This window comes from Glutamicibacter uratoxydans, from assembly GCF_050753455.1.
Taxonomy (GTDB): domain Bacteria; phylum Actinomycetota; class Actinomycetes; order Actinomycetales; family Micrococcaceae; genus Glutamicibacter; species Glutamicibacter uratoxydans_A.
Map to the genome: position 1 here is coordinate 936,415 of NZ_CP192736.1, position 19,122 is coordinate 955,536.

General features: G+C 56.3%; 15 protein-coding genes. 7 read left to right on the forward strand and 8 right to left on the reverse strand.

Annotated elements, in window-relative coordinates; all coding sequences use genetic code 11:
• Positions 1-1,036 precede the first annotated feature (1,036 nt).
• The 6 genes from ACQQZ8_RS04330 to ACQQZ8_RS04355 all read left to right on the forward strand — a co-directional run bounded on the left by ACQQZ8_RS04330 (position 1,037) and on the right by ACQQZ8_RS04355 (position 11,016).
• On the forward strand, positions 1,037-1,642 hold the full coding sequence (locus ACQQZ8_RS04330) for a hypothetical protein (RefSeq protein WP_431711463.1): 606 nt from the start codon (positions 1,037-1,039) through the stop codon (positions 1,640-1,642).
• A gap of 490 nt (positions 1,643-2,132) precedes the next feature.
• Complete coding sequence (locus tag ACQQZ8_RS04335) at positions 2,133-3,071, forward strand: hypothetical protein (protein WP_431711464.1); 939 nt, start codon at positions 2,133-2,135, stop codon at positions 3,069-3,071.
• An 825-nt stretch (positions 3,072-3,896) separates the two neighbouring features.
• Positions 3,897-4,481 (forward strand): recombinase family protein, encoded by a 585-nt coding sequence (locus ACQQZ8_RS04340; protein WP_431712133.1) that lies wholly within the window; start codon positions 3,897-3,899, stop codon positions 4,479-4,481.
• A gap of 187 nt (positions 4,482-4,668) precedes the next feature.
• Positions 4,669-6,630 carry a type I restriction-modification system subunit M gene (locus ACQQZ8_RS04345; RefSeq protein WP_431711465.1) on the forward strand — a complete coding sequence of 654 codons (1,962 nt, stop codon included), beginning with the start codon at positions 4,669-4,671 and terminating at the stop codon, positions 6,628-6,630.
• A complete protein-coding gene (locus ACQQZ8_RS04350; protein WP_431711466.1) occupies positions 6,627-7,946 on the forward strand; it encodes a restriction endonuclease subunit S in 1,320 nt (439 codons plus the stop codon). The genes ACQQZ8_RS04345 and ACQQZ8_RS04350 overlap by 4 nt, the downstream gene beginning before the upstream one ends.
• Positions 7,933-11,016, forward strand: a complete 3,084-nt coding sequence (locus ACQQZ8_RS04355; RefSeq protein ID WP_431711467.1) for a type I restriction endonuclease subunit R — start codon at positions 7,933-7,935, stop codon at positions 11,014-11,016. The genes ACQQZ8_RS04350 and ACQQZ8_RS04355 overlap by 14 nt, the downstream gene beginning before the upstream one ends.
• A 282-nt stretch (positions 11,017-11,298) precedes the next feature.
• On the opposite strand, the gene ACQQZ8_RS04360 is transcribed toward ACQQZ8_RS04355, so the two are convergent.
• The 8 genes from ACQQZ8_RS04360 to ACQQZ8_RS04395 all read right to left on the reverse strand — a co-directional run bounded on the left by ACQQZ8_RS04360 (position 11,299) and on the right by ACQQZ8_RS04395 (position 17,556).
• A complete protein-coding gene (locus tag ACQQZ8_RS04360; RefSeq protein ID WP_431711468.1) occupies positions 11,299-11,946 on the reverse strand; it encodes a hypothetical protein in 648 nt (215 codons plus the stop codon).
• A gap of 2 nt (positions 11,947-11,948) precedes the next feature.
• Positions 11,949-13,046 (reverse strand): transglycosylase SLT domain-containing protein, encoded by a 1,098-nt coding sequence (locus ACQQZ8_RS04365; RefSeq protein ID WP_431711469.1) that lies wholly within the window; start codon positions 13,044-13,046, stop codon positions 11,949-11,951.
• A gap of 88 nt (positions 13,047-13,134) precedes the next feature.
• Complete coding sequence (locus ACQQZ8_RS04370) at positions 13,135-14,826, reverse strand: MinD/ParA family ATP-binding protein (protein WP_431711470.1); 1,692 nt, start codon at positions 14,824-14,826, stop codon at positions 13,135-13,137.
• 169 nt (positions 14,827-14,995) lie between these two features.
• The gene (locus tag ACQQZ8_RS04375) at positions 14,996-15,304 is read right to left on the reverse strand and encodes a glutaredoxin family protein (RefSeq protein ID WP_431711471.1); all 309 of its coding nucleotides are present in this window, start codon (positions 15,302-15,304) and stop codon (positions 14,996-14,998) included.
• 10 nt (positions 15,305-15,314) lie between these two features.
• Positions 15,315-15,800 carry a hypothetical protein gene (locus ACQQZ8_RS04380; RefSeq protein ID WP_431711472.1) on the reverse strand — a complete coding sequence of 162 codons (486 nt, stop codon included), beginning with the start codon at positions 15,798-15,800 and terminating at the stop codon, positions 15,315-15,317.
• 165 nt (positions 15,801-15,965) lie between these two features.
• On the reverse strand, positions 15,966-16,829 hold the full coding sequence (locus tag ACQQZ8_RS04385; protein ID WP_431711473.1) for a tyrosine-type recombinase/integrase: 864 nt from the start codon (positions 16,827-16,829) through the stop codon (positions 15,966-15,968).
• 110 nt (positions 16,830-16,939) lie between these two features.
• Complete coding sequence (locus ACQQZ8_RS04390; protein WP_431711474.1) at positions 16,940-17,185, reverse strand: hypothetical protein; 246 nt, start codon at positions 17,183-17,185, stop codon at positions 16,940-16,942.
• Positions 17,186-17,265: 80 nt separating this feature from the next.
• Positions 17,266-17,556: a hypothetical protein gene (locus tag ACQQZ8_RS04395; protein WP_431711475.1), complete on the reverse strand. Its 291-nt coding sequence runs from the start codon at positions 17,554-17,556 to the stop codon at positions 17,266-17,268.
• Between the two features lie 376 nt (positions 17,557-17,932).
• On the opposite strand from ACQQZ8_RS04395, the gene ACQQZ8_RS04400 reads away from it, so the two are divergent.
• Complete coding sequence (locus ACQQZ8_RS04400) at positions 17,933-18,742, forward strand: DUF4190 domain-containing protein (RefSeq protein ID WP_431711476.1); 810 nt, start codon at positions 17,933-17,935, stop codon at positions 18,740-18,742.
• The last annotated feature ends 380 nt before the right edge of the window (positions 18,743-19,122 follow it).

Consider the following 19,122-nt stretch of genomic DNA (forward strand, 5'->3'; position numbering starts at 1 on the left):
TTTCAGCTTCCGATATCCTCAGCGCTACCGGCCATATTCTCAACACTTCACCAAGCTGTCTGCACGAGAAGCCTTTTATAGGACACGCGAGATTTATTTCAGTGGCCCCTACACAGGTAGGTCGTTTGAGCGGCTATTTCGACCCTGTACCTCGGCTTGGTCTACGCTTACTGCGTGCGAAATGATATGGGAAAACGTCTGCGAGATGGAATCACTGCCCGGCTGGAGTATGACTTCGCCTGCGAACGGGGGCATGGTTTCGGTGAATATCACCTTCACGGCGTAATCAACGAGATAGTCACAGCTATTATCGACCCTGCAATTTTCAAGCAGTACGGAGGGTACGCTCACCCGGCCCTCAACAAACCCCCAAGGCGAGCGGGGCGACCTCGCGAGGTCGATTTCTATGTAGAACATCGCGAAACCAAAGAGGGAAGAACATGTCTCGAAGCGAAATGGGCGGGATCAAGCCATTGCACATGGGACAACATTCTTCGGGACCTCTATCGGCTCGCCTTCGTGAAGGAGCACTCGCCCACAATAGAATGCTTGCTCGTCTTGGCTGGTTCCACCGCAAATATGGACCTCATGATGAAAACCATGCCAGCCGTTTGGCAGGACGGCAACATCCAACGCAGGATGCGACCCCTTCAGAAGCCCGAAAACAAGGGACACGCAAGCTTGCGATACTACAATCCTGTGCCTTGGGCTGTTCCTATCGCAGTCAAAGAGGCGTTACCTGGAACCCCGCTTCCTTTCAGTAGCAAGTTGGCGCACAATACCAAATTAAAGGACTCTAGGTGGAGGACGGTGGTTTGGAAAGTTGAGTGATCCATAGCGCCTTAACTACTCAAAAGGACTCTTGGAACTAGGCCTTACCCCGCCTCAGCCCGCTGATCCGCTGAATGAAAAACCTCTTCTAAGATAGGTTTTGATAATGAGAAATTGGCTATCCCTTCATCCCAAAATTCGACTGACGTTCATAGTCGCGGTCTCAGTCATTGCTGGGGCGTTCCTATTCCAGAACATTAAGTTTGTGTCTCCAAACCCCCTCATCAATATCGATCTCATGCCCGTCTGGAAAACACTTGCGGCGGTTATCAGTGACAGTGAGTTCTGGAAAACAGTTCTTCCAGTACTTAGCGTCATTGCTGGCATCTGGCTAACCTCCCAGTTGTCCCACAAACGCGAGCTTCACAAAGATCTTCGCGATCGCCTAATGAGCGCCACTTTCGATAGCTTGACCGCATGCAGAAAACTAACGGAATCCTTGACCGAATTTGGTATCCATGCGCCGCGTGGCGGGGGTCGAACCCGACCCGCCGGTGGCGAAGAAGGTGACTGGGAAGAAATCGACGTGGAGGAAGCCGCGGAATCAGACCAGCGGGGAGCCGAGGCCTTCACAGGCATCGTCAAGGCTCTTGATACTTTACAAGAACGCAACTTAGAACTGTCCATCGTCGCATCTGATGATCTAGGAGAAGCCTTTGAAGCTATCCATCATCGTGTATATGAATACCTAATGAGTCTCGACGGAATGATTAAAGGCAGCGTACTTCAACAAACAATGGACGATGTGGAACAACTTTTTGAAGCAGCTAAGAATAAATCACGCCAAGCAATCCGATCTCCCAAATTCTAGACAGTAGGCGTGCTTATTTGGGGTATCAAATTCTTATCCAATCCCCGGACTGGCGGATGGAATAGAGTCTGTTTATCTATATCGTCTCTGGTACCCGCACATGCCCCGTTTGCCTCAGTGCCCCTGCACATAGACCGAAAGTAGAACCATAATGAGATCCAAACCAGACAGCCGTTCGCCAACTTCCTGATGCCGGGGTTACACCTCAACCTGACGGCTGCGCCTGCCACGGAAATAGGCCATTGGGAGTGGGGCCTCTGCCGAAGCAGCACCTGGCAGTTGCGTGACCCCAGATCCCGGCACAGAATCAAGATTCGACTGATTCGCGCCTTCTCAAAAAGTCGCTTTGGGCCCTTGGTAAAAATCCGACGCTAAGGGAGCACAGGGTCCGTTACCAGGTACACCGGCAACTCGGATAATCTCCATGTAGGCCCAGTATTCGCTGGCGACGAAAGCTTCGAGCAATTAGTGCAAGACCCATGGGGGACCTTTGAACCGCAATGTACAGTTTTGGCGCATCGTAAACGGCGCAGGCGAAGAACTACCAGGAACCTTCCCTGCCAATGCTCTAGTAACGTTACTAGAGCAGGCAGAAAACCGGGGAATGGATAGACATCTCGAATGCCGGAACGGAATGATGGTCTTGGCCCATGCAGGTGGAAATCGACCACTACCAACGGTCTTGCTGGACAAGGTCCGTCGTGAAAACTTTCCAAGCGTTGGAAACTCGCAAGGCCAAAGATCAAGAATTCCGCTAGGCTCCGATGAAGGGCTGTTGGAACCGACCTATTTTTCATTCCTCCCGAATAATGTCGTTGCCGTTCTCGTGGGGGGCCACGGGCCGCACGCGCAAAGACTCTCCGAATACCTCCAGATCAAGTTCGCGACTTCAGTTTCGCTCCAGCCAGTGCTCAGACACGATATGGATCGTATCCTCCAGGAAATGAGGCTGACTCAAATTGAGCTAGCTATCCCCGCCGAAAATATTGATCGAGATCTAATTGGTGGGGACTGGGTCCAAGCCTTAGATGGCGCGAGCACGCTGACCCACGAAGGCGTAATCCGCATTGGCTTATCGGTTGGTAGAAGCGGTGGTGCCAGCTACAAAGAATCCTTCAGCAATCGGCTCAAGGAACTGGTGAGCCATCTTCGCGAGGCAACAGGCATTGGTGTTCTCAAAACGGCGAGAGTTTCAGGAGTGCACAACGGACAGCCGCAATTCATCGATCTAATCAACGATAAATTTGTCGAACGAGTCGAAGTGGATTCAGAGAGGATCAATGACCCAGAAAAGGCCGTTGAGTATGCAAAGCAAGTTCTGTCCTCTGCCGCAGACAAGTCTCGCGAATTTTTGGAGCGCACTGTGCCACCCACCAACTCTGCATCAGTGACGCTCGGAGACTTCAACCCACGCACGTCAAGGTCCTGACATGAATTCTTCTGACGACTCCTCACCTGTATATGGAAAACCTTCCTGGCTAGTCGGCAGAATCTACAGCTGGGTCCGTTATCCAGCATTGGACAATCTCGTTCTTTTACCTTTGCTGATCTGGGCTCTTGCTGCTCATTTCGGCTACGTCCCGCTTTATTTCCACGAGGTGGATCGTGATTCCAAGAAGACTATCTTCCAAACCCTAGCAACGCTGTCAGGAACTACTGCAGGGCTAACTCTCACATCCGTCAGCATCATGATCAATCTCGTGAAGACGCCGTTGAATACTCTAGATCGTCTCTTACCTAAAGAAGACAAGATCAGAGTCGGAGGAGTCTTCCTCGCAGCTCTACCAAAATTGGCATTAACGTTCATCTCAGCATTCATAGGGTTTGTCTTTCAAGGCGTCGCGCACTCGACCTCAAATTGGGTCTTGGAACTACTAGTCCTGTGGTTCGGGTTTGCGTCACTAAGCGCTTTATGCAGGATTGTGTGGGTCCTTAGAAGACTTCTCAAACTCTCAACATGAACATTTGTCTCATCCAACAAAGACTCCTTGGACTGGACACCCATAGAGTGGCCAGGTCACCCATCTATAGGGCTCAGTGCTTATCAGCGTCTTTCTGAGCTCTCTTGATATCGTTGGAACTGACTTTGGGATGTCTTGCAACTCATGGGTTGCAAGACGTCTCATCAGAGCCCTTCTCGCCGAATCGGAATCGTTGAAATATCAATACTTTTGGATTCTCATAACCATGTCTCGCAAGTAATGTCATAGAATCGTGTCAACAACCTGAGTTGCGAGACACTTTTCGAGGATCCATGACCAAGCTGATCGGATACGCCCGCGTATCCACCAAAGTCCAGGACACCGACCGGCAGGTCCAGGACCTGCTCGCGGCCGGCGTGCGCCGCGATGACCTCTATATCGACCACGGACTCTCCGGCGCACTGGCCACCAGGCCGGGGCTGGCCAACGCGCTCCACGCGCTCCACGCTGGCGACACGTTGGTGATCACCACCCTGGACCGGCTCGGCCGGTCCACCCAGAAGATGCTCGACCTGGCCGAAGACCTCCGAGAACGCAACATCGGGTTGCGTGTGTTGAACCTCGGCGGCGGCGACGTGGACACCAAAACCCCCATGGGTGCCATGGTCTTCACCGTCATGGCCGCACTGGCCCAAATGGAGCTGGAAATCAAACGCGAACGGATCACCGACTCCGTCACCAAACGCCGGACCACCGGCGGCGACCTCGGCGGCCGGCGACCCACCTTCACCGACTCCCAAATCCGCACTGCCGCCAAGCTGGTCCAGGGTGGTGAACCGGCAACACAGGTTGCCAAGGATCTGGGCATGTCCCGGGCAACGCTGTATCGAAGGATCAAGGAACTGGCGGGGCCATAACTCGGCGTCAGGCTTTCGGCGCTTACTTTGACACATGGCACGAATACATCGCTACGACCGACTCCGCAGCCTGTCGAAGTCACCGAGAAGCAAAGCAACAGTGGGAAGTGGCAGAATCCTTAAGTGAAACATTGATATTGACCAGCGCCACTGCAGTCAAACAGGTAGTTGAAAAAGGCAGATTCTCATGAGCAAGCACGCGTCCTTCATCTGGGGCATCGCAGATCTCCTCCGCGGCAATTTCAAGGCACACCAGTACGGGGACTTCATTCTTCCCTTCACCGTGTTGCGCCGCCTCGACGCAGTCCTCGCCGAAACCAAACCGCAAGTCCTAGAAGTTGTTGCGGAAGCAGAAGCCAAGGGACTTCCCCTCCGCCCGGTACTGCTTAAGACCAGGGCAGGTCATCAGCACTCGTTCTACAACACCAGCCGCTACGACCTGGGCACCCTCATCGGAGACGCGGATAATCTCCGCGAAAACCTCCTCTCCTACATCAACGCGTTCTCCGAGAACGTGCGCGACATCTTCACCAAATACAAGATCGAAGACCGCATCGAAGAACTAGAAGAAGCCAACCTGCTGCTTCTGGTCCTTCAACGCTTCGCCGAAGTCAACCTGCATCCTCACAAGGTCACCAACGACCAAATGGGCCACATCTTCGAAGAGCTCATCCGCAAATTCGCCGAAGCATCCAACGAAACCGCCGGCGAACACTTCACCCCCCGCGAAGTCATCGAACTCATGGTTGATCTTCTATTTATTGAAGATGACCACGCTCTGCGTGATGGGGATATCGTTAGGTCGGTTTACGACCCCACCGCAGGCACCGGCGGCATGCTCTCCGTCGCCGAAGACCGCCTCATGGACATGAATCCCCGAGCGCGCCTGACACTCGCTGGTCAAGAGCTGAACCCTCAGTCCTACGCGATCTGCAAGGCAGACATGGTCATCAAGGGACAATCGGTCGACGCCATCGTGCACGACGACACACTTGTCAATGACGGCCACGCGGGCGCGACGTTCAACTACTGCCTCTCCAATCCGCCCTTCGGTGTGGACTGGAAGAAGCAGGAAAAAGCCGTCCGCGAAGAACACGCGGAAAAGGGCTTCGCCGGCCGCTTCGGCCCGGGCCTACCCCGCGTCTCCGACGGCTCCATGCTCTTCCTACTTCACCTAATTTCCAAGATGCGCGAACCGGCCCAGGGCTCCACCGGAGGCCGTGCCGCCATCGTCCTGAATGGCTCCCCGCTGTTCACCGGTGGCGCGGGCTCCGGCGAATCCAATATCCGCAAATGGATCATGGAACGCGACTATCTGGAAGCTATCATCGCCCTACCGACCGACATGTTCTACAACACCGGCATCAGCACCTACATCTGGGTGCTCTCGAAGGAAAAGTCCCCGGAGCGCCGCAACAAGGTGCAACTCGTCGATGGGTCCAAGCTGTGCCGCAAGATGCGCAAGGGCCTGGGCTCAAAGCGCAACGAACTGGGCCCGGAAGACATCCAAGCGATCGTGAAACTCTACGGAGACTTCGCGGAAACCGACCAGTCGAAGATCTTCGACACCACGGACTTCTTCTACCGCACCATCACTATCGAACGCCCGCTCAAGCTGAACTTCGCCACCACACCCGACCGCGTAGAGGCAGCCATGGCTGCCAAGGCCTTCGGCAAGCTCGCGCCAGAAGCTATGGCCAGCCTGCGTACCGCACTGGAGTCCATGGACGCCACCGTGCTGTGGAAGAACCGCGACGAATTCACGAAGATGCTGAAGAACCAGCTCAAGATCGACGGCGTCGAATTGAGTGCACCCCAGTTTAAGACACTCGTTGCAGGGCTGTCCGAACGCGATGACACCGCCGATGTGTGCACCGGGGCCAAAGGCAAGATCGAGCCGGATTCCGACCTGCGCGACACCGAAAACGTCCCCTGGACTGAAGACATCCACGCCTATGTCCAACGCGAAGTGAAGCCCTTCGTCCCCGATGCCTGGATCGACGAAGACAAAACCAAGGAAGGCTGCGAAATCCCCTTCACCCGCCACTTCTACCGGTACGTCCCACCGCGTCCCCTGGAAGAGATCGACGCGGACCTCGACGCAGTTCTCGGCCGCATCCGCTCACGCCTCGAACAGGTCAAGGCATGAGCATGGAGCCCTACCCCGAATACAAGGAAAGCGGAGTCAAATGGTTGGGAGAGATACCTGTCGGCTGGCGCATAGCCGCGATCAAGGTTCTTTGCTCTTTCAACGACGAAGTTCTCCCCGAAACTACCGACCCTGACTACCAGTTTCACTACGTTGAGATTTCCGATGTGAGTCACACCGAGGGAATCACATTCAGTGAACCAATCAAGTTTGCCAATGCAGCTTCGAGGGCTCGACGTGTAGTTCGCGAAGGCGATGTTTTGGTATCGACTGTGCGCACCTATCTCCGTGCTATTGCAGGCGCGCGTTCCATCCCCTGCAACACGATTGCTTCCACGGGATTCGCTGTATTACGACCCAGGAATTGCGACGCTCGGTTCTTGGCGTATGGGTTGCTCGCAGAACATTCCATCGGCGAGATCATTGCACGCTCCGTCGGTATTAGTTACCCAGCCATCAATGCAACAGACCTCGTCAATGTGAAACTTCCAGTACCCGAGCAAAATGAACAACACTCCATCGCTGACTACCTCGACCGCGAGACTTCTGAGATTGATGCTTTCATCGCGGACCAGGAAGAACTCATCACGTTGCTGGAAGAGCGCCGTACAGCAACCATCAGCGCTAAAACGTTTCCTTATAAGACGTCACCCGACGACTCGAACCACGCGCCGCTCGTACGTGTTGGACAAGCTTTTTCTGAATCTGATGATCGAGTAGAAAGCGCAAGTCCAGCAGAACTCTTGTCAGTTTCAATTCATTCCGGTGTATTGCCATGGAGCGAGCTGCACGATAAAGAACCGAAGTCGGAGACCCTTAAAAACTACAAGATCGTCATGCCGGGCGATATTGTCTTGAACCGCATGAGGGCTTTCCAAGGCGGCCTTGGCGAATCAAAAAACCATGGAGTAGTCAGTCCCGATTACATGGTCATGCGCATCCGCAAGAATGCAAACAGCAGTTATCTCAGCTACCTCATGAAGTCCCACCGATTTATCGCTGAAATGTCAAGCAGACTTAGAGGAATCGGTTCCGAGGAGCAAGGAACCGTGCGGACTCCACGAATTAACCCCCGGGATCTTTCAAATATTAGAGTCCCTCTCCCACCGCTTAAGGAACAACAGGAAATTGCAGCTTACCTCGACCGGGAGACCGCAGAGATTGACGCGGCGATCACGGATGCCCGTGAGGCAATCGCGTTGTCCAAGGAACGCCGTGCTGCGGTGATCAGTGCTGCAGTAACGGGGAAGATTGATGTCCGCGGACTCACCACCGAACCCACCCCTACCCAGGAGCAGTCTGTTGGCGTTGCATAACGAGATCGAGTTCGAGAACAGCATCTGTGAGCACCTCACCGCCCACGGGTGGCTCTATTCCCCCACCGATGCGGGCTATGACAAGGAACGGGCGCTCTTCCCAGAGGACGTGTTCGCGTGGCTCGAAGACACCGCCCCGGACGAACTGGCCAAGGTCCTGAAGCCCAGGTTAAATCCGACGATGCTGGTCAAGGCCAAACTCCGTATCCTGGACCGCCTGGTCACGGTGATGGGTACCGATCCGGTTAAGGGTGGTGGTACCCTGAACGTCTTGAAGAAGCCTGTCGGGGTGACCCCCGCCATGTTGCGGATGTTTCAATCCAAGCCCGCCGACAGCCTGAACCCCGTTACCCAAGAGCGCTACGGCAAAAACCGGTTACGCGTTATGCGGCAGGTGCACTACTCCACCACCAGCAATAAGTCCCTGGACCTGGTGTTCTTCCTTAACGGGATCCCCGTGGCCACCGCCGAACTGAAAACCGACCTCACTCAGGACGCACAAACAGCACTCGCCCAATACCGGCACGATCGCAACCCCAAGCACGAACCCCTGCTGACCTTCGGCCGCGGCGCGCTGGTGCACTTCGTGGTGTCCAACCGTGAAGTGCACATGACCACCAGACTCGAAGGAACCGTCACCCGGTTCCTGCCTTTCAACACCGGCAACAACAAGGGCGCGGGCAACCCCGAACATGAAGGCACCTCACCCACCGCCTACTTCTGGGAGGAACTGCTCGACCCGGACGCGTGGCTGACCGTGCTGGGCAAGTTCATCCACTACCGGTTCTCCGAGCACACCGACCCGATCACCGGCAAGAAATCCTTCACCACCGCCACACGGTTCCCCCGCTACCACCAATGGCGGGCCGTCAACGCTCTAGCCGATGCCGCACTGGTCGAAGGCCCCGGACACAACTACCTCATCCAGCACTCGGCCGGGTCCGGAAAAACCGATTCCATCGCCTGGACTGCTTACCGGCTCGCGGCCCTGCATCGCGAGGACGGGTCCAAGGTCTTCGACGGAGTCATCGTCATCAGCGACCGGACCGTGCTTGACGGGCAGCTGCAAAAAGCCATCGAACAACTCGAAACCGTGGCCGGTGTCTTCGCCCCGATCACCCATGGCTCCGAAGGCTCCAAATCCAAGCAGCTGGCCGACGCGCTGCTCAAGGGCCGGCAAATCATCGGCGTGACCCTCCAGACCTTCCCGCACGCGATGGAAGAGATCCGCGCCAACCAAGGACTCGCAGACCGCACGTACGCGATCATCGCCGATGAAGCGCACTCCTCCCAAGCAGGTGACGCGGCCAAGGCCCTGAAAAAGGTCCTCACCTCCCTGCATCTGGAGGAGGACGAGGACTACAGCACCGAAGACCTGTTGGCAGCGGAAATGGCGGCCCGTGCCGGCGCGACCGGCAACCTCTCGTTCTTCGCGTTTACCGCCACACCCAAGGCCAAAACGATCGAACTGTTCGGCCGCGAAGACGAGAACGGTGAACCTCAGGTCTTTGACCTGTACCCGATGAAGCAGGCCATCGAGGAAGGATTCATCCTTGATGTCTTGCAGAACTACACCACCTATGAGATGGCTGCGCGCATCGCGCACGCCAACGAAGAAGCCTCTAGCGTGGAGGTCGACCGCGATCAGGGGTCGAAGGCGCTGATGCAGTGGGTGCGTCTGCACCCTTACAATATTGCCCAAAAGGTGCAGATCATCGTGGAGCATTTCCGTGAGAACGTTGCCCACCATCTGGCGGGGCGAGCCAAGGCCATGGTCGTGACCTCCTCGCGTAAGGAAGCCGTCCGCTACAAGATCGCGATCGATGACTACCTGCGTACTAAGGGGTATGACACCGACCTGGCGGCACTGGTGGCGTTCTCGGGTGAAGTCTCCGACCCGGTTTCCGGGCCGGACCCGTTCACCGAACACACCATGAATCCCGGGCTCAAGGGCCGCGGACTGGCCAAGGCCTTCGCCACCGACGAATACCAAATCATGCTGGTGGCCAACAAATTCCAGACCGGGTTCGACCAGCCCCTGCTGGTCGGCATGTACGTGGATAAGAAACTCACCGGCATCGCCGCCGTGCAGACCCTCTCACGACTTAACCGGGTCATCCCCGGCAAGGACCAAACCTTCGTCCTGGACTTCGTTAACGATCCCGGAACCATCCTCGCCGCGTTCCAGGACTACTACGGAGAAGCCACCATCCAGGAAGCGTCCAACCCGGATCTCATCCACGACATGATCATGAAACTGGACGCGACCAGGCTCTACAACGACCGCGACGTGGATCTGCTCGCCGAGAAATGGGTGGCCCAACGCAACCACAACGGCCTGTACTCACATCTGCAGCCGGCCATCGATGTCTTCCACGACCGGTACAAGCAAGCCACCTTCACCGGTAATACCCTGGAGTTGGAGCTGCTCGACGACTTCCGCAAGACCGCAGGAGCGTTTAACAAGTCCTACGATTTCTTCTCGCAGATCATCGACTACGGCAACACCCGCATCGAGAAACTCGCGATCTATCTCAAACTGCTGTCCAAGGCCCTGCGAACCAGCGCGACCGGCAATCGGGTGGACCTCTCAGATGTGGTCCTCACCCACTACGCGCTGAAGAAACAAGAAACCCAGGCGCTGACCCTGACCCCGGGACAAGGCGGCGGCCTGAAAGGCGTCACCGGTGCAGGTTCTTCGACACCCCGGGAGAAAACCACCGGCACCTTCGGGGAGCTGATCGAGCAGATCAACAAGATCTTCGAAGGCACCGGTATCAGTGACAAGGACCAGGTCAGTGCTGTTGAATCGATCATGCGCCACGCGGAAAACCATGAACAGATCCAACGCGAAGCCATCGCGAACGGCCCAGGTGATTTCAATACTTCCCCCACCCTGCCTGAAACCATCGAAGAGCTCATCTACACCGCCGGGGAAGGACACCAGCAAGCAATCACCGCGCTCATGGACATGCAGGGTCCCGCACTACTCGTCGAAGTACTTCTGGCCGCGGGACTCCAAGAGCGCGCGAGAAAGCAAGCCCAAACTGATGCCCTGGCCAATGAGTAAGCGCTTTCTTCGTTTTTCCGTCCATTAGCCATCTCCATGAAAGTTCACTGATAGTTTTGAGGTCAAGTACTTTGTGCCGCGGTGTACTTATTGATGAAGGGGGAACATGCCTGAAGGGTCGGTAACTGCCTCACCACATCGCGCATCGGTGACACTTCCACGATTAACGTGGTAGCATTTTGCCGCCCGGTGTAGTCCTAGGGTTCTAGGTCAGGCAACACTTGCACCCAGTACGAAGGCTCGCTCTGACTGACGATAGTGGTCGGTAGCCGGTCTTCCTGATCAGCGATGATGGCCAGGTATGAGTAGTACGTCGTAGAGGTAGTCTGTGACTTCCCAGCCGAGGTCTGGGTCTTCGCGCATGGCCAGGTAGAAAACCCGTTCTTCGGCGACGAACTGTGAGTCGAAACCTTTGGCTTTCCAACGGTATGTGACGGTGACTTCTACGTTCACGAATTCGTTGTCGGGGTTATCGGATTCTGCGCGGTGTAGGGGCTCTCGGACGTCTACGTTGGGGATGCTGTAGCCGTTTCGTTTGCCCCAGAGAGTCCAATCGTCTCCGGTGGCTGGGCGTTCGGGCAGAATCAGTGTTTGAGCCTTGTCTTCGCTCATGAGTCCGGTGGCGCGTAGTTCGGCGTCGGTGCGGGAATGGTCGCGGGCTGGGTACCAGGTTGTGGCGATTTCCGTGAAGTGTTGGGCTACAGCGTTGCGATTGGTGCGGTCTACACCGGATACGTCGATTGCGTAGGACAGGGGATCGAACGCCAACTCGCTGATTTCAGTGGTTGCTTTAGATTCGGTGCTGCCGCTCTCCGCTGGGATGAATGCACCAAAGAGTGCCCAGGCTGCACCAGCGGCCATGATGAGGCCCATGATTGCCAGCACGGTGATGGTGATCCGGGATGTGACTAGTGATTTGTGGGTTTCCACGGTTAGAGCACTTTCTTGGCGATGAGGATGGGTCGCGGGTCGAGGGTGTTGCGACGGGTTGGTTGGGTAGGGTCTGTGCCGGGTTTGCCGATCTGGAAGTGCAGATGAGCCCCACTGGAATTACCGGTGTTCCCTTCGATACAGAGTGGTGTGCCTGCGCTGACTTTCTGCCCCACAGTTACTTTCAATGAGCCGTGCTCGCAATGGTGAAACTCGAACACGAACTGTTCGCCGCCCATCTGTTGCCCAAGGATCCAGGTGCCGTACCATCTGGCCCAGTAGTCGTTGTTGCTGGTGTAGGTCACTTCCATGTCGGCGGGAGCAAGAACTTTGGCGCCGCCGCCGGTGGAGAGGTCGATGCCTTGGTGGTTCAGGGTGTCGTAGTTGCAGTTCCTGGTCGGGCAGGGCCGTGGGCCGTACCCGGAGGTGAGTCTTCCTCCGGGTAGTGGGCTGGACCATTTCCTTGAGCGGACGAACTCAATGTCATCCTGGTTCAGGGGCAGGCATGCGTCTTTGTATTTGGTTTGCGCCAGGGCTGGGATTTTTTTGATGTAGTTCCTGGTTTCTGCGTTGTTGGGGATTCCGCCAGCGTGGGTGACGTTGCCGATTCCGGCGTTGTATCCGGCCAGGGTGAGTTCGAGCATGTTGTCCGCTTCACGGAAGCCGTTGTTGCTGAGGTAGGTTTTGATCCATTTCATGTACCGGCCGAGGGCAGGGATAGCGTCATTGGGGTTCATCACGTCGCCGCCTTCGCCCTGTTCAGCCCAGGTGTCATCAAGAAATTGTGCGATGCCCTTGGCGCCTTTCGGTGAAACGGCTGTGGGATTCCAGGAGGATTCGGAGTCGATTTGCGCTGCGATGATGGACGGGTCGACTTCCGCGGTGCGTGCAGCCGCGAATACGAGTTCGCGGTATTCTTCGGGGATGTTTCCGGCTCCGGCTCCGGGGGAGCAGGAGATCAGGTCCGGCTGCCCCTCATCGGTATCGGCCTTGTCACCTGGTCGGGTGGTAAAGAGTAATGCAGCGACGACGGCGAGGCCCAGGATCACGGCGATGCAGGCAGCCAGGAGAGTGGCGAGGGTGCTGAATAGTCGCCGCATCAGAAACCCCGACTCAATGGCGGTATGGGCTGGCCGCCGTACACGACGGTGGGAGTGTCACAGTTCTCTGGGGTAACTGACGTGGTCATTAGCGTAGTCCGGTGACGATGGCTGCGGCCGCTTGGAGGTAGGCTTCTTGGGTTTTGGGTTGTAGGGCTTCGAATTCGATTTTTCCTCCGTGGATGAGTGCTTTGTCGAAGGGGATGACCACGACGTCGCGGACATAACTGCGTAGTTCTTGCACGAATTCTTTGGTGCGTCGTTTCGCGTACCGGGGTTCGATCTTTTCGGAGAACACCACGACCGCGTTGGCCAGTTTCTTTTGGTAGCCTTGCCCTTCCAGTGCGTCGATGGTTTTCAGGGAGCCGCGGAAGCCGTCTTCGGCGTTGGCGGAGGCGATGATGACTGCATCGCTGGCCTTGATGCTTGCTTCCCAGGGGCCGGAGTTGGAGGCGTTGCCGGTGTCGACGAGCATGAGGTCGTAGAATCGGCGCAGGATTCCGTACATCCGGTCGAAGGCCGCACCATCGATGACTTGCTTGGTTCCTGCTTCGTTCTGGGAGGGCAGCAGGTAGAAGCGGTTGTCTCCTTGCATGAGGACGTAGCGTTTTAGTAGGTGGGATAGTTCGGCGTTCTCGAATTGGTCGATGTCTTGGTAGAGGTCGACGGCGGCTTTGACCTCGCGTTCTTTCGGGACGATGGCTCGGTCGACGATGTTTCCGGCGTTTTCGTTGTTGTCCCAGTAGAGGATGTTTCCTCCACGGAAGCGTCCCAGGACTGCGCCGAGCAGGTAGACGGAGGTGCTTTTCGCGGCTCCTCCTTTGATGTTGGCCATGGCCAGGGTTCGGTGTGCGCTCAAGGATTTCTGGACGCCGGCTCGGTAGTTGCGGAGTTTTTGCTCGTGGGTGCCGGGGCCAAGTGTTGTTTTGAAGTTGCGGTTTATGGTGCCGCGCCATCCTTCTCGGGCGGGTGCGGCGGCGGTTTTGCGGTTCTCCATGCGGGTGGCGAAGGTCGCGGCCGCATTCTTCGCCTGCGTGTTGCTCGCCAATGGCGTTGACTCGGCTGGTGCCTTGGCTGGTGTGCGTCCTTGTTCCTCGACCGAGTCCGTCAAGGTAGAGAGCGGTTGGATTGGCTCCGGTGCCGTGGCGTCGGTTGACGGTTCGTGCTCTTCATTGTGTTCGGCAGCGTGCCCATCGTTTGTGAGGGGATTGTTTGGGTTGCTGCCCGGCCTGTGGCTGACGAGTCCATTGATGCTCATGTTGAGGCCGTTCTCGGCTTCGGACCGGGAAGGGGTGCCTTGCACGGTTGGGATTGGCTGTTCACCGAGTGTAAGGGCCGGGATGGTCATCCCATTCAGTGCCGGGAAGTCCGAAACAAGATGGAGGGTAGGTGGGTGTCCGTTCGATGTGTTGCGGGCGGCGAGCTGGTGGCCGGCATTGATGGCTTGGTCGAAGGTGGTGAAGCTTCCACCGTTGGGGAAGGCGTATCCGGTCAGGCTGAGAGTGACTGCCTGGCGGCGTTGTTGTGGGTCGATCTTGGTGGAAATTGGTTCAAATATGACGTGCTGTTCGTCGAATGTGACGGTGAATTCGTTGATGGTCCAGGGGGCATCGGCGGTGCGGTCCATGATCAGGTGGAGGGTTTCGTTCGGGTTGTTGCGCTGGTAGCTGCGCAGGATCTTCTCGATCTGGCCCATGTTTTCAGCGTTGATTGAGGTGCCGTCGGGTGTTTCGAGCTGGTAGGCAGTGGGGTTCAACGTCAGGGTGTAGACGGTGCTCATGGTGTGTGCCCTTCACTTGGCAGCGGATAGTTGTGGTTTCGGTGTTGAATCCGACGGGGGAGTGTGTATGTATGTCAACCGTTGGGCCTGTGCACAAGTGGGCCGGTGCGCAAGATAGGGCCGGCTGTGCGAGTACAGCCGGCCCTGTGCTCTTGTGAGTGTGGTTGATCTAGTGCAGTTCGCGTTGGTGCTGGGCGGTGAGCGCACGCTGTTGTTGTTCGAGCCGTTGGAGTTCTTCGGTCCGGTAGTCGAGCACGGATTTCACTTCCAGGTCCTTGCGGCGGCCGCACCAGGCGTTGTTGCTGGTCTCGACGATGGGGGTGCTGCCGAAACCTTGGTCCTTGAGCCGTTGGAGAATGTCGGCGTTCTGCGGGTTGGAGAGGTTCACGTACTGGGTGGGGATGCCGCGGCGTTGGTAGTACTTCATCAGTTCGTCGCAGTAGGCGCAGTCGTCTTGTCCGTAGACGGTGATGTTCATGATGTTGTCCTTAGAAGGGGTTTTCGGATGCGACATGGTTTTGTGCCTGTTCCTTGGCTTTGATGGCCCCGGTGGTGACGACCTCGAACACTTCGTCGGGGTCGGCGTCTTTGTAGTCGATCCACCATCCACACCGGGTGATGGTGCGCGCGGCAGTGATGAGTTCTTGGGCTTCCGGGCTGTCGTGTCCGATGTCGTCCAGGCCGTCGGTCAGCAGCTGGTATCGCACCCGGGTGGCCCAGGGTAGTTGCTTGTCGCTGCCTTCAAGGTCTGGCAGGTCGTGGTGCTGGCCGAACACTTCGGCGTCGGCCAGGGTGTCCGCGTTGAGTTTGTCCAGGTCTTTCCGGTCGGCTGCCTTGAAACATGTCGTGCAGGTGTAGGTGTCGCCCATCCACCGTGCTTTGGATACGCGTTTGCCAGGTGGTGTGGTGCCGAGGTCCTTGATTTCGGTGTGTCCACAGGTGAACTTGATCTTGTACCTTGTCGCGATGGCCATGATCCTGACTCCCTTGTCGTGTGTCGTACACAGGAATCTTCATCAGCATTGATTGGCGCATGTCGCAGGGCGAGCAAGGTCAGGGGTGCAGCGCGTGTTGTCGGATGGTCGTTCGTATCGCTGGTGTTGTCGCGACAGGTGTCGATGTGCGACACCGGGGGCTGGTTAGCTGGCCTTTTTGAGATTGCTTAGGGCGCGCCGGGTGGCCTCAGTGACAGCGTCGCGTCGTGGTAGTGCCCGAACGGCAGGGGCTAGCCTTGAGCTGTCGCCGCGGGTATAGATACGGGTGGTCGCGATGGACGCGTGTCCGAGTAGTTCCTGGATGAGGATCAAATCATGGGTACGAGAATAGAGTTCTGTCGCGAAGTGGTGCCGCAGGCTGTGCCCGCCGGGACCTTCTGGGCCCAGTAGATCGCCGAGGCGTTGACTGATGGACGCAGGTAGGTAGTGTCCGGTGGGGTTCCTTCCGGAGGGAAACACCCATCCCGCCGGGATATGCGGGATCAAGACTTCGAGCATCGCGTGCACTGGGACATAACGGACGCGGCTGCCTTTGCCTTGGACTCGGATCTGACCGTCGTAAATATCGTTGGAATGCAGCGACGCTATTTCTTTGCAGCGCAATCCTGCATAGAGGGCCAAGACGATCATGGTGACGTCGTTGAAGTGCTTGCAGCTTCTGAACGCCTTGTCGATAAAGTCCGGGTGCGTCGGGCGAGGCTGATGAGCTGGTACCCGAATACGTGGGATGGCTTTGACGGGGTCATTGGTCGTTTGTCCGGTGCTGATGCCCCACCTGTAGAGGCAAGTGAGCCCGTCGCGGATGTTCTTCTTCGTTGATGGGGCTTTGCCGCCGTGAATAATGAACTGACTGACATGAGTTGTGGCAGCATCCCATGGCGTGTGGACGCCCTGATTTTCAAGCCAAGCCACAAAACGCCTCGCGTAGTAGTGCCGGTTTTTCACACTAGTTGGTGCGAGGAATGTATCTAACCAGTCCTTGTAAGAGTTGAGATTGATCTTTTCCATGCCTCGATTGTGACCGAAGATCGGCGAAACTCGAACACGTAGATTGCTGCTTGTGGACAAGCCTTGAAAGTGCTATTTGCTTGCTGGGGCCGAGTTGCGCACGGTGGGTTCTATTCAGCGAACATGCGCGCTTTGAGGACCAGGAGTCCGATGAAACCGATGGTTCCACCTGCCGCCCAGAGCAGGTAGTTGTTGGCGTAGGTTCCGGCCCCGACGACGAGAAGCCCGAACCAACCGAACGCCCCAGCGATGAAGGCGGCCAGGATGGCCAGGTTCATCATCACGCGCATCGGGTTGAAAATGACGAAGAGTACGAGCATGACAATACTGACGAGAAGTCCGAGCGCGAGGTACATGATGCTCTCCAGTTCAACTGGTGCTGTTGCTTGCGTTGGGTCTTGTCTATCAGGCCTCCCCGACAGTTCGGCTGCAAGGGTTAAGCCGATTCCTGGCAGGGCATCGAATCGATGAAGACCTGCAGTGTTCCGGTCAGGAGCACTCGGGCGCTGGAAGGGATGTACTGGGGAATGCCAACGTCCTGATGCTTGCGGTAGTTGTCGATCGCATCCGGGTTCAGGATCTTGAGCTGGTCCAGGTGGTACGCCACCTCGGTCGCCAGTCTTTGGAGTGCCAGCGCAAGTTCGTAGGGGTCGGTCTCAGCGTAGCGCTCGGCCTTCAGATCGGCTGCGGCGGCGTTTAATGCACAAATGAGTGGGTTGTTGCTCATGGGATTGCCTTAGTGTGCGCTAATCGGAGTGGAACTGGTGGTCCAGATCATCCAGTACAGGAATGGATCAATGACATCGTTCTGACTTGGGCGTAAAGGAATATCCTCGAACGGATAAACGAAGGGTTACTGGTTCAAGTCCAGTTGGAGGAGCTCAGAGCAAAAGCCTCGAACTATATCTAATAGTTCGGGGCTTTTGGCATTTCGAGTGAACGGTGCTTTGGGTCGGATAATCTGCGCTGACCTCTAAACTGTCGGGTGCCATTGGCAGGATGGGTGACGGATCGAACAGTTGATCCTTTCAGTGTTTCTTTTGGGGAGACATTGAACATCACTCCGGCGCTAACTTGGCGTCTCAAGCACTCGAGGAAAATTCATGAGCATTCAGAGTCCGATTGACCCTGGCCAGATAACCGCAACACCAGCCGCAAAGACCAGCGCAGGGAAAGGTCTGGGGATCGCCGCGCTGGTCATCGCCATCCTTGCTCTATGTTTGTGCTGGGTTCCAATCATCAACAACTTCGCCGCAGTCTTGGGATTCGTGGCACTGATCTTGGGAATCATTTCTCTCGTTATTGCCGCTAAACGCAATGGCAGTAAAGGGATGGGCGTTGCCTCCAGCATCATTGCGGTAGTTGCGATTGTTTTGGTGTTCGTTACTCAGGCAGCCTACGTCGCCGCCATCGATGAGGTTGTTGAAGCCATCGAGGAGGGCGTCGATGGACAGAGCGAGGCCTCGGAGAGTGAAATCACACAGGCAAGTGACGAATCGATGGTCTTGAATATGGGGGATAGCATCGATATTGGCGAATACGCCGTCAGTGTCACTTCAGTAAATCTGGAAGCCGCAGCAGAGATCGAAGCAGCCAATCCGTTCAACGAGAGTGCAAACGGACAGTATGTCCTAGTGGAACTGGAAGTCACCTACAACGGCAATGAAGAAGGCGACGCGTGGATCGATCTAATGATTGAGCTGATGGGCTCGGACGCACGGATTTACAGTAGCTCCACCACCGATGCCATCGTCGAAAACTCTGCCTTCGACCTACCTACGCTCACCACTGGTGGTTCAGGAAGCTTCCAAGTGGTCTTTGATCTGCCAGCAGAAGCCGTGACCGACGCAAAGGTACGGGTTACCGAGACCTTGTCGTTCACTGACGACGCAGGAATCTGGGCCGCCAAGTAGACCTTCCAGTAGGGAAGCTGTCTGACAGCGGTATATCGACAAGAGCATAAGGGCCACGGATCCGAATCGAACGGAACCGTGGCCCTTTGGCATCTTCCAACGGTAACGGGAATTAGACAGGGCACGGCGCTAGAACCATCGAGAAAAGTATTTGAAAGGTGCCGTCCCACGGCTGAACGGTGAACGAATATTAGTGGACCATTAGCTGAAACGGCTAGCGATGAGGTGAGAGCGAAGCGGAGGTTCGACCCGTTACGCCATACTGAGGGGTAATCAGTTTGGGTGACTTGGGCTTTTCGACTAAAAAGAGCCGTGCTTAAGGGGATAGACTTGCAAATCGATGATGCCTACAGCAGCTTGAAGGAAAACTCATACCGTGG

Bases quoted from the DNA above. Each gene is read 5' to 3' on its own strand.
- ACQQZ8_RS04375 (WP_431711471.1), bottom strand. From the start codon at position 15,304: ATGAACATCACCGTCTACGGACAAGACGACTGCGCCTACTGCGACGAA.
- ACQQZ8_RS04365 (WP_431711469.1), bottom strand. From the start codon at position 13,046: ATGCGGCGACTATTCAGCACCCTCGCCACTCTCCTGGCTGCCTGCATC.
- ACQQZ8_RS04400 (WP_431711476.1), top strand. From the start codon at position 17,933: ATGAGCATTCAGAGTCCGATTGACCCTGGCCAGATAACCGCAACACCA.
- ACQQZ8_RS04380 (WP_431711472.1), bottom strand. From the start codon at position 15,800: ATGGCCATCGCGACAAGGTACAAGATCAAGTTCACCTGTGGACACACC.
- ACQQZ8_RS04370 (WP_431711470.1), bottom strand. From the start codon at position 14,826: ATGAGCACCGTCTACACCCTGACGTTGAACCCCACTGCCTACCAGCTC.
- ACQQZ8_RS04350 (WP_431711466.1), top strand. From the start codon at position 6,627: ATGAGCATGGAGCCCTACCCCGAATACAAGGAAAGCGGAGTCAAATGG.
- ACQQZ8_RS04385 (WP_431711473.1), bottom strand. From the start codon at position 16,829: ATGGAAAAGATCAATCTCAACTCTTACAAGGACTGGTTAGATACATTC.
- ACQQZ8_RS04345 (WP_431711465.1), top strand. From the start codon at position 4,669: ATGAGCAAGCACGCGTCCTTCATCTGGGGCATCGCAGATCTCCTCCGC.
- ACQQZ8_RS04395 (WP_431711475.1), bottom strand. From the start codon at position 17,556: ATGAGCAACAACCCACTCATTTGTGCATTAAACGCCGCCGCAGCCGAT.
- ACQQZ8_RS04390 (WP_431711474.1), bottom strand. From the start codon at position 17,185: ATGTACCTCGCGCTCGGACTTCTCGTCAGTATTGTCATGCTCGTACTC.
- ACQQZ8_RS04340 (WP_431712133.1), top strand. From the start codon at position 3,897: ATGACCAAGCTGATCGGATACGCCCGCGTATCCACCAAAGTCCAGGAC.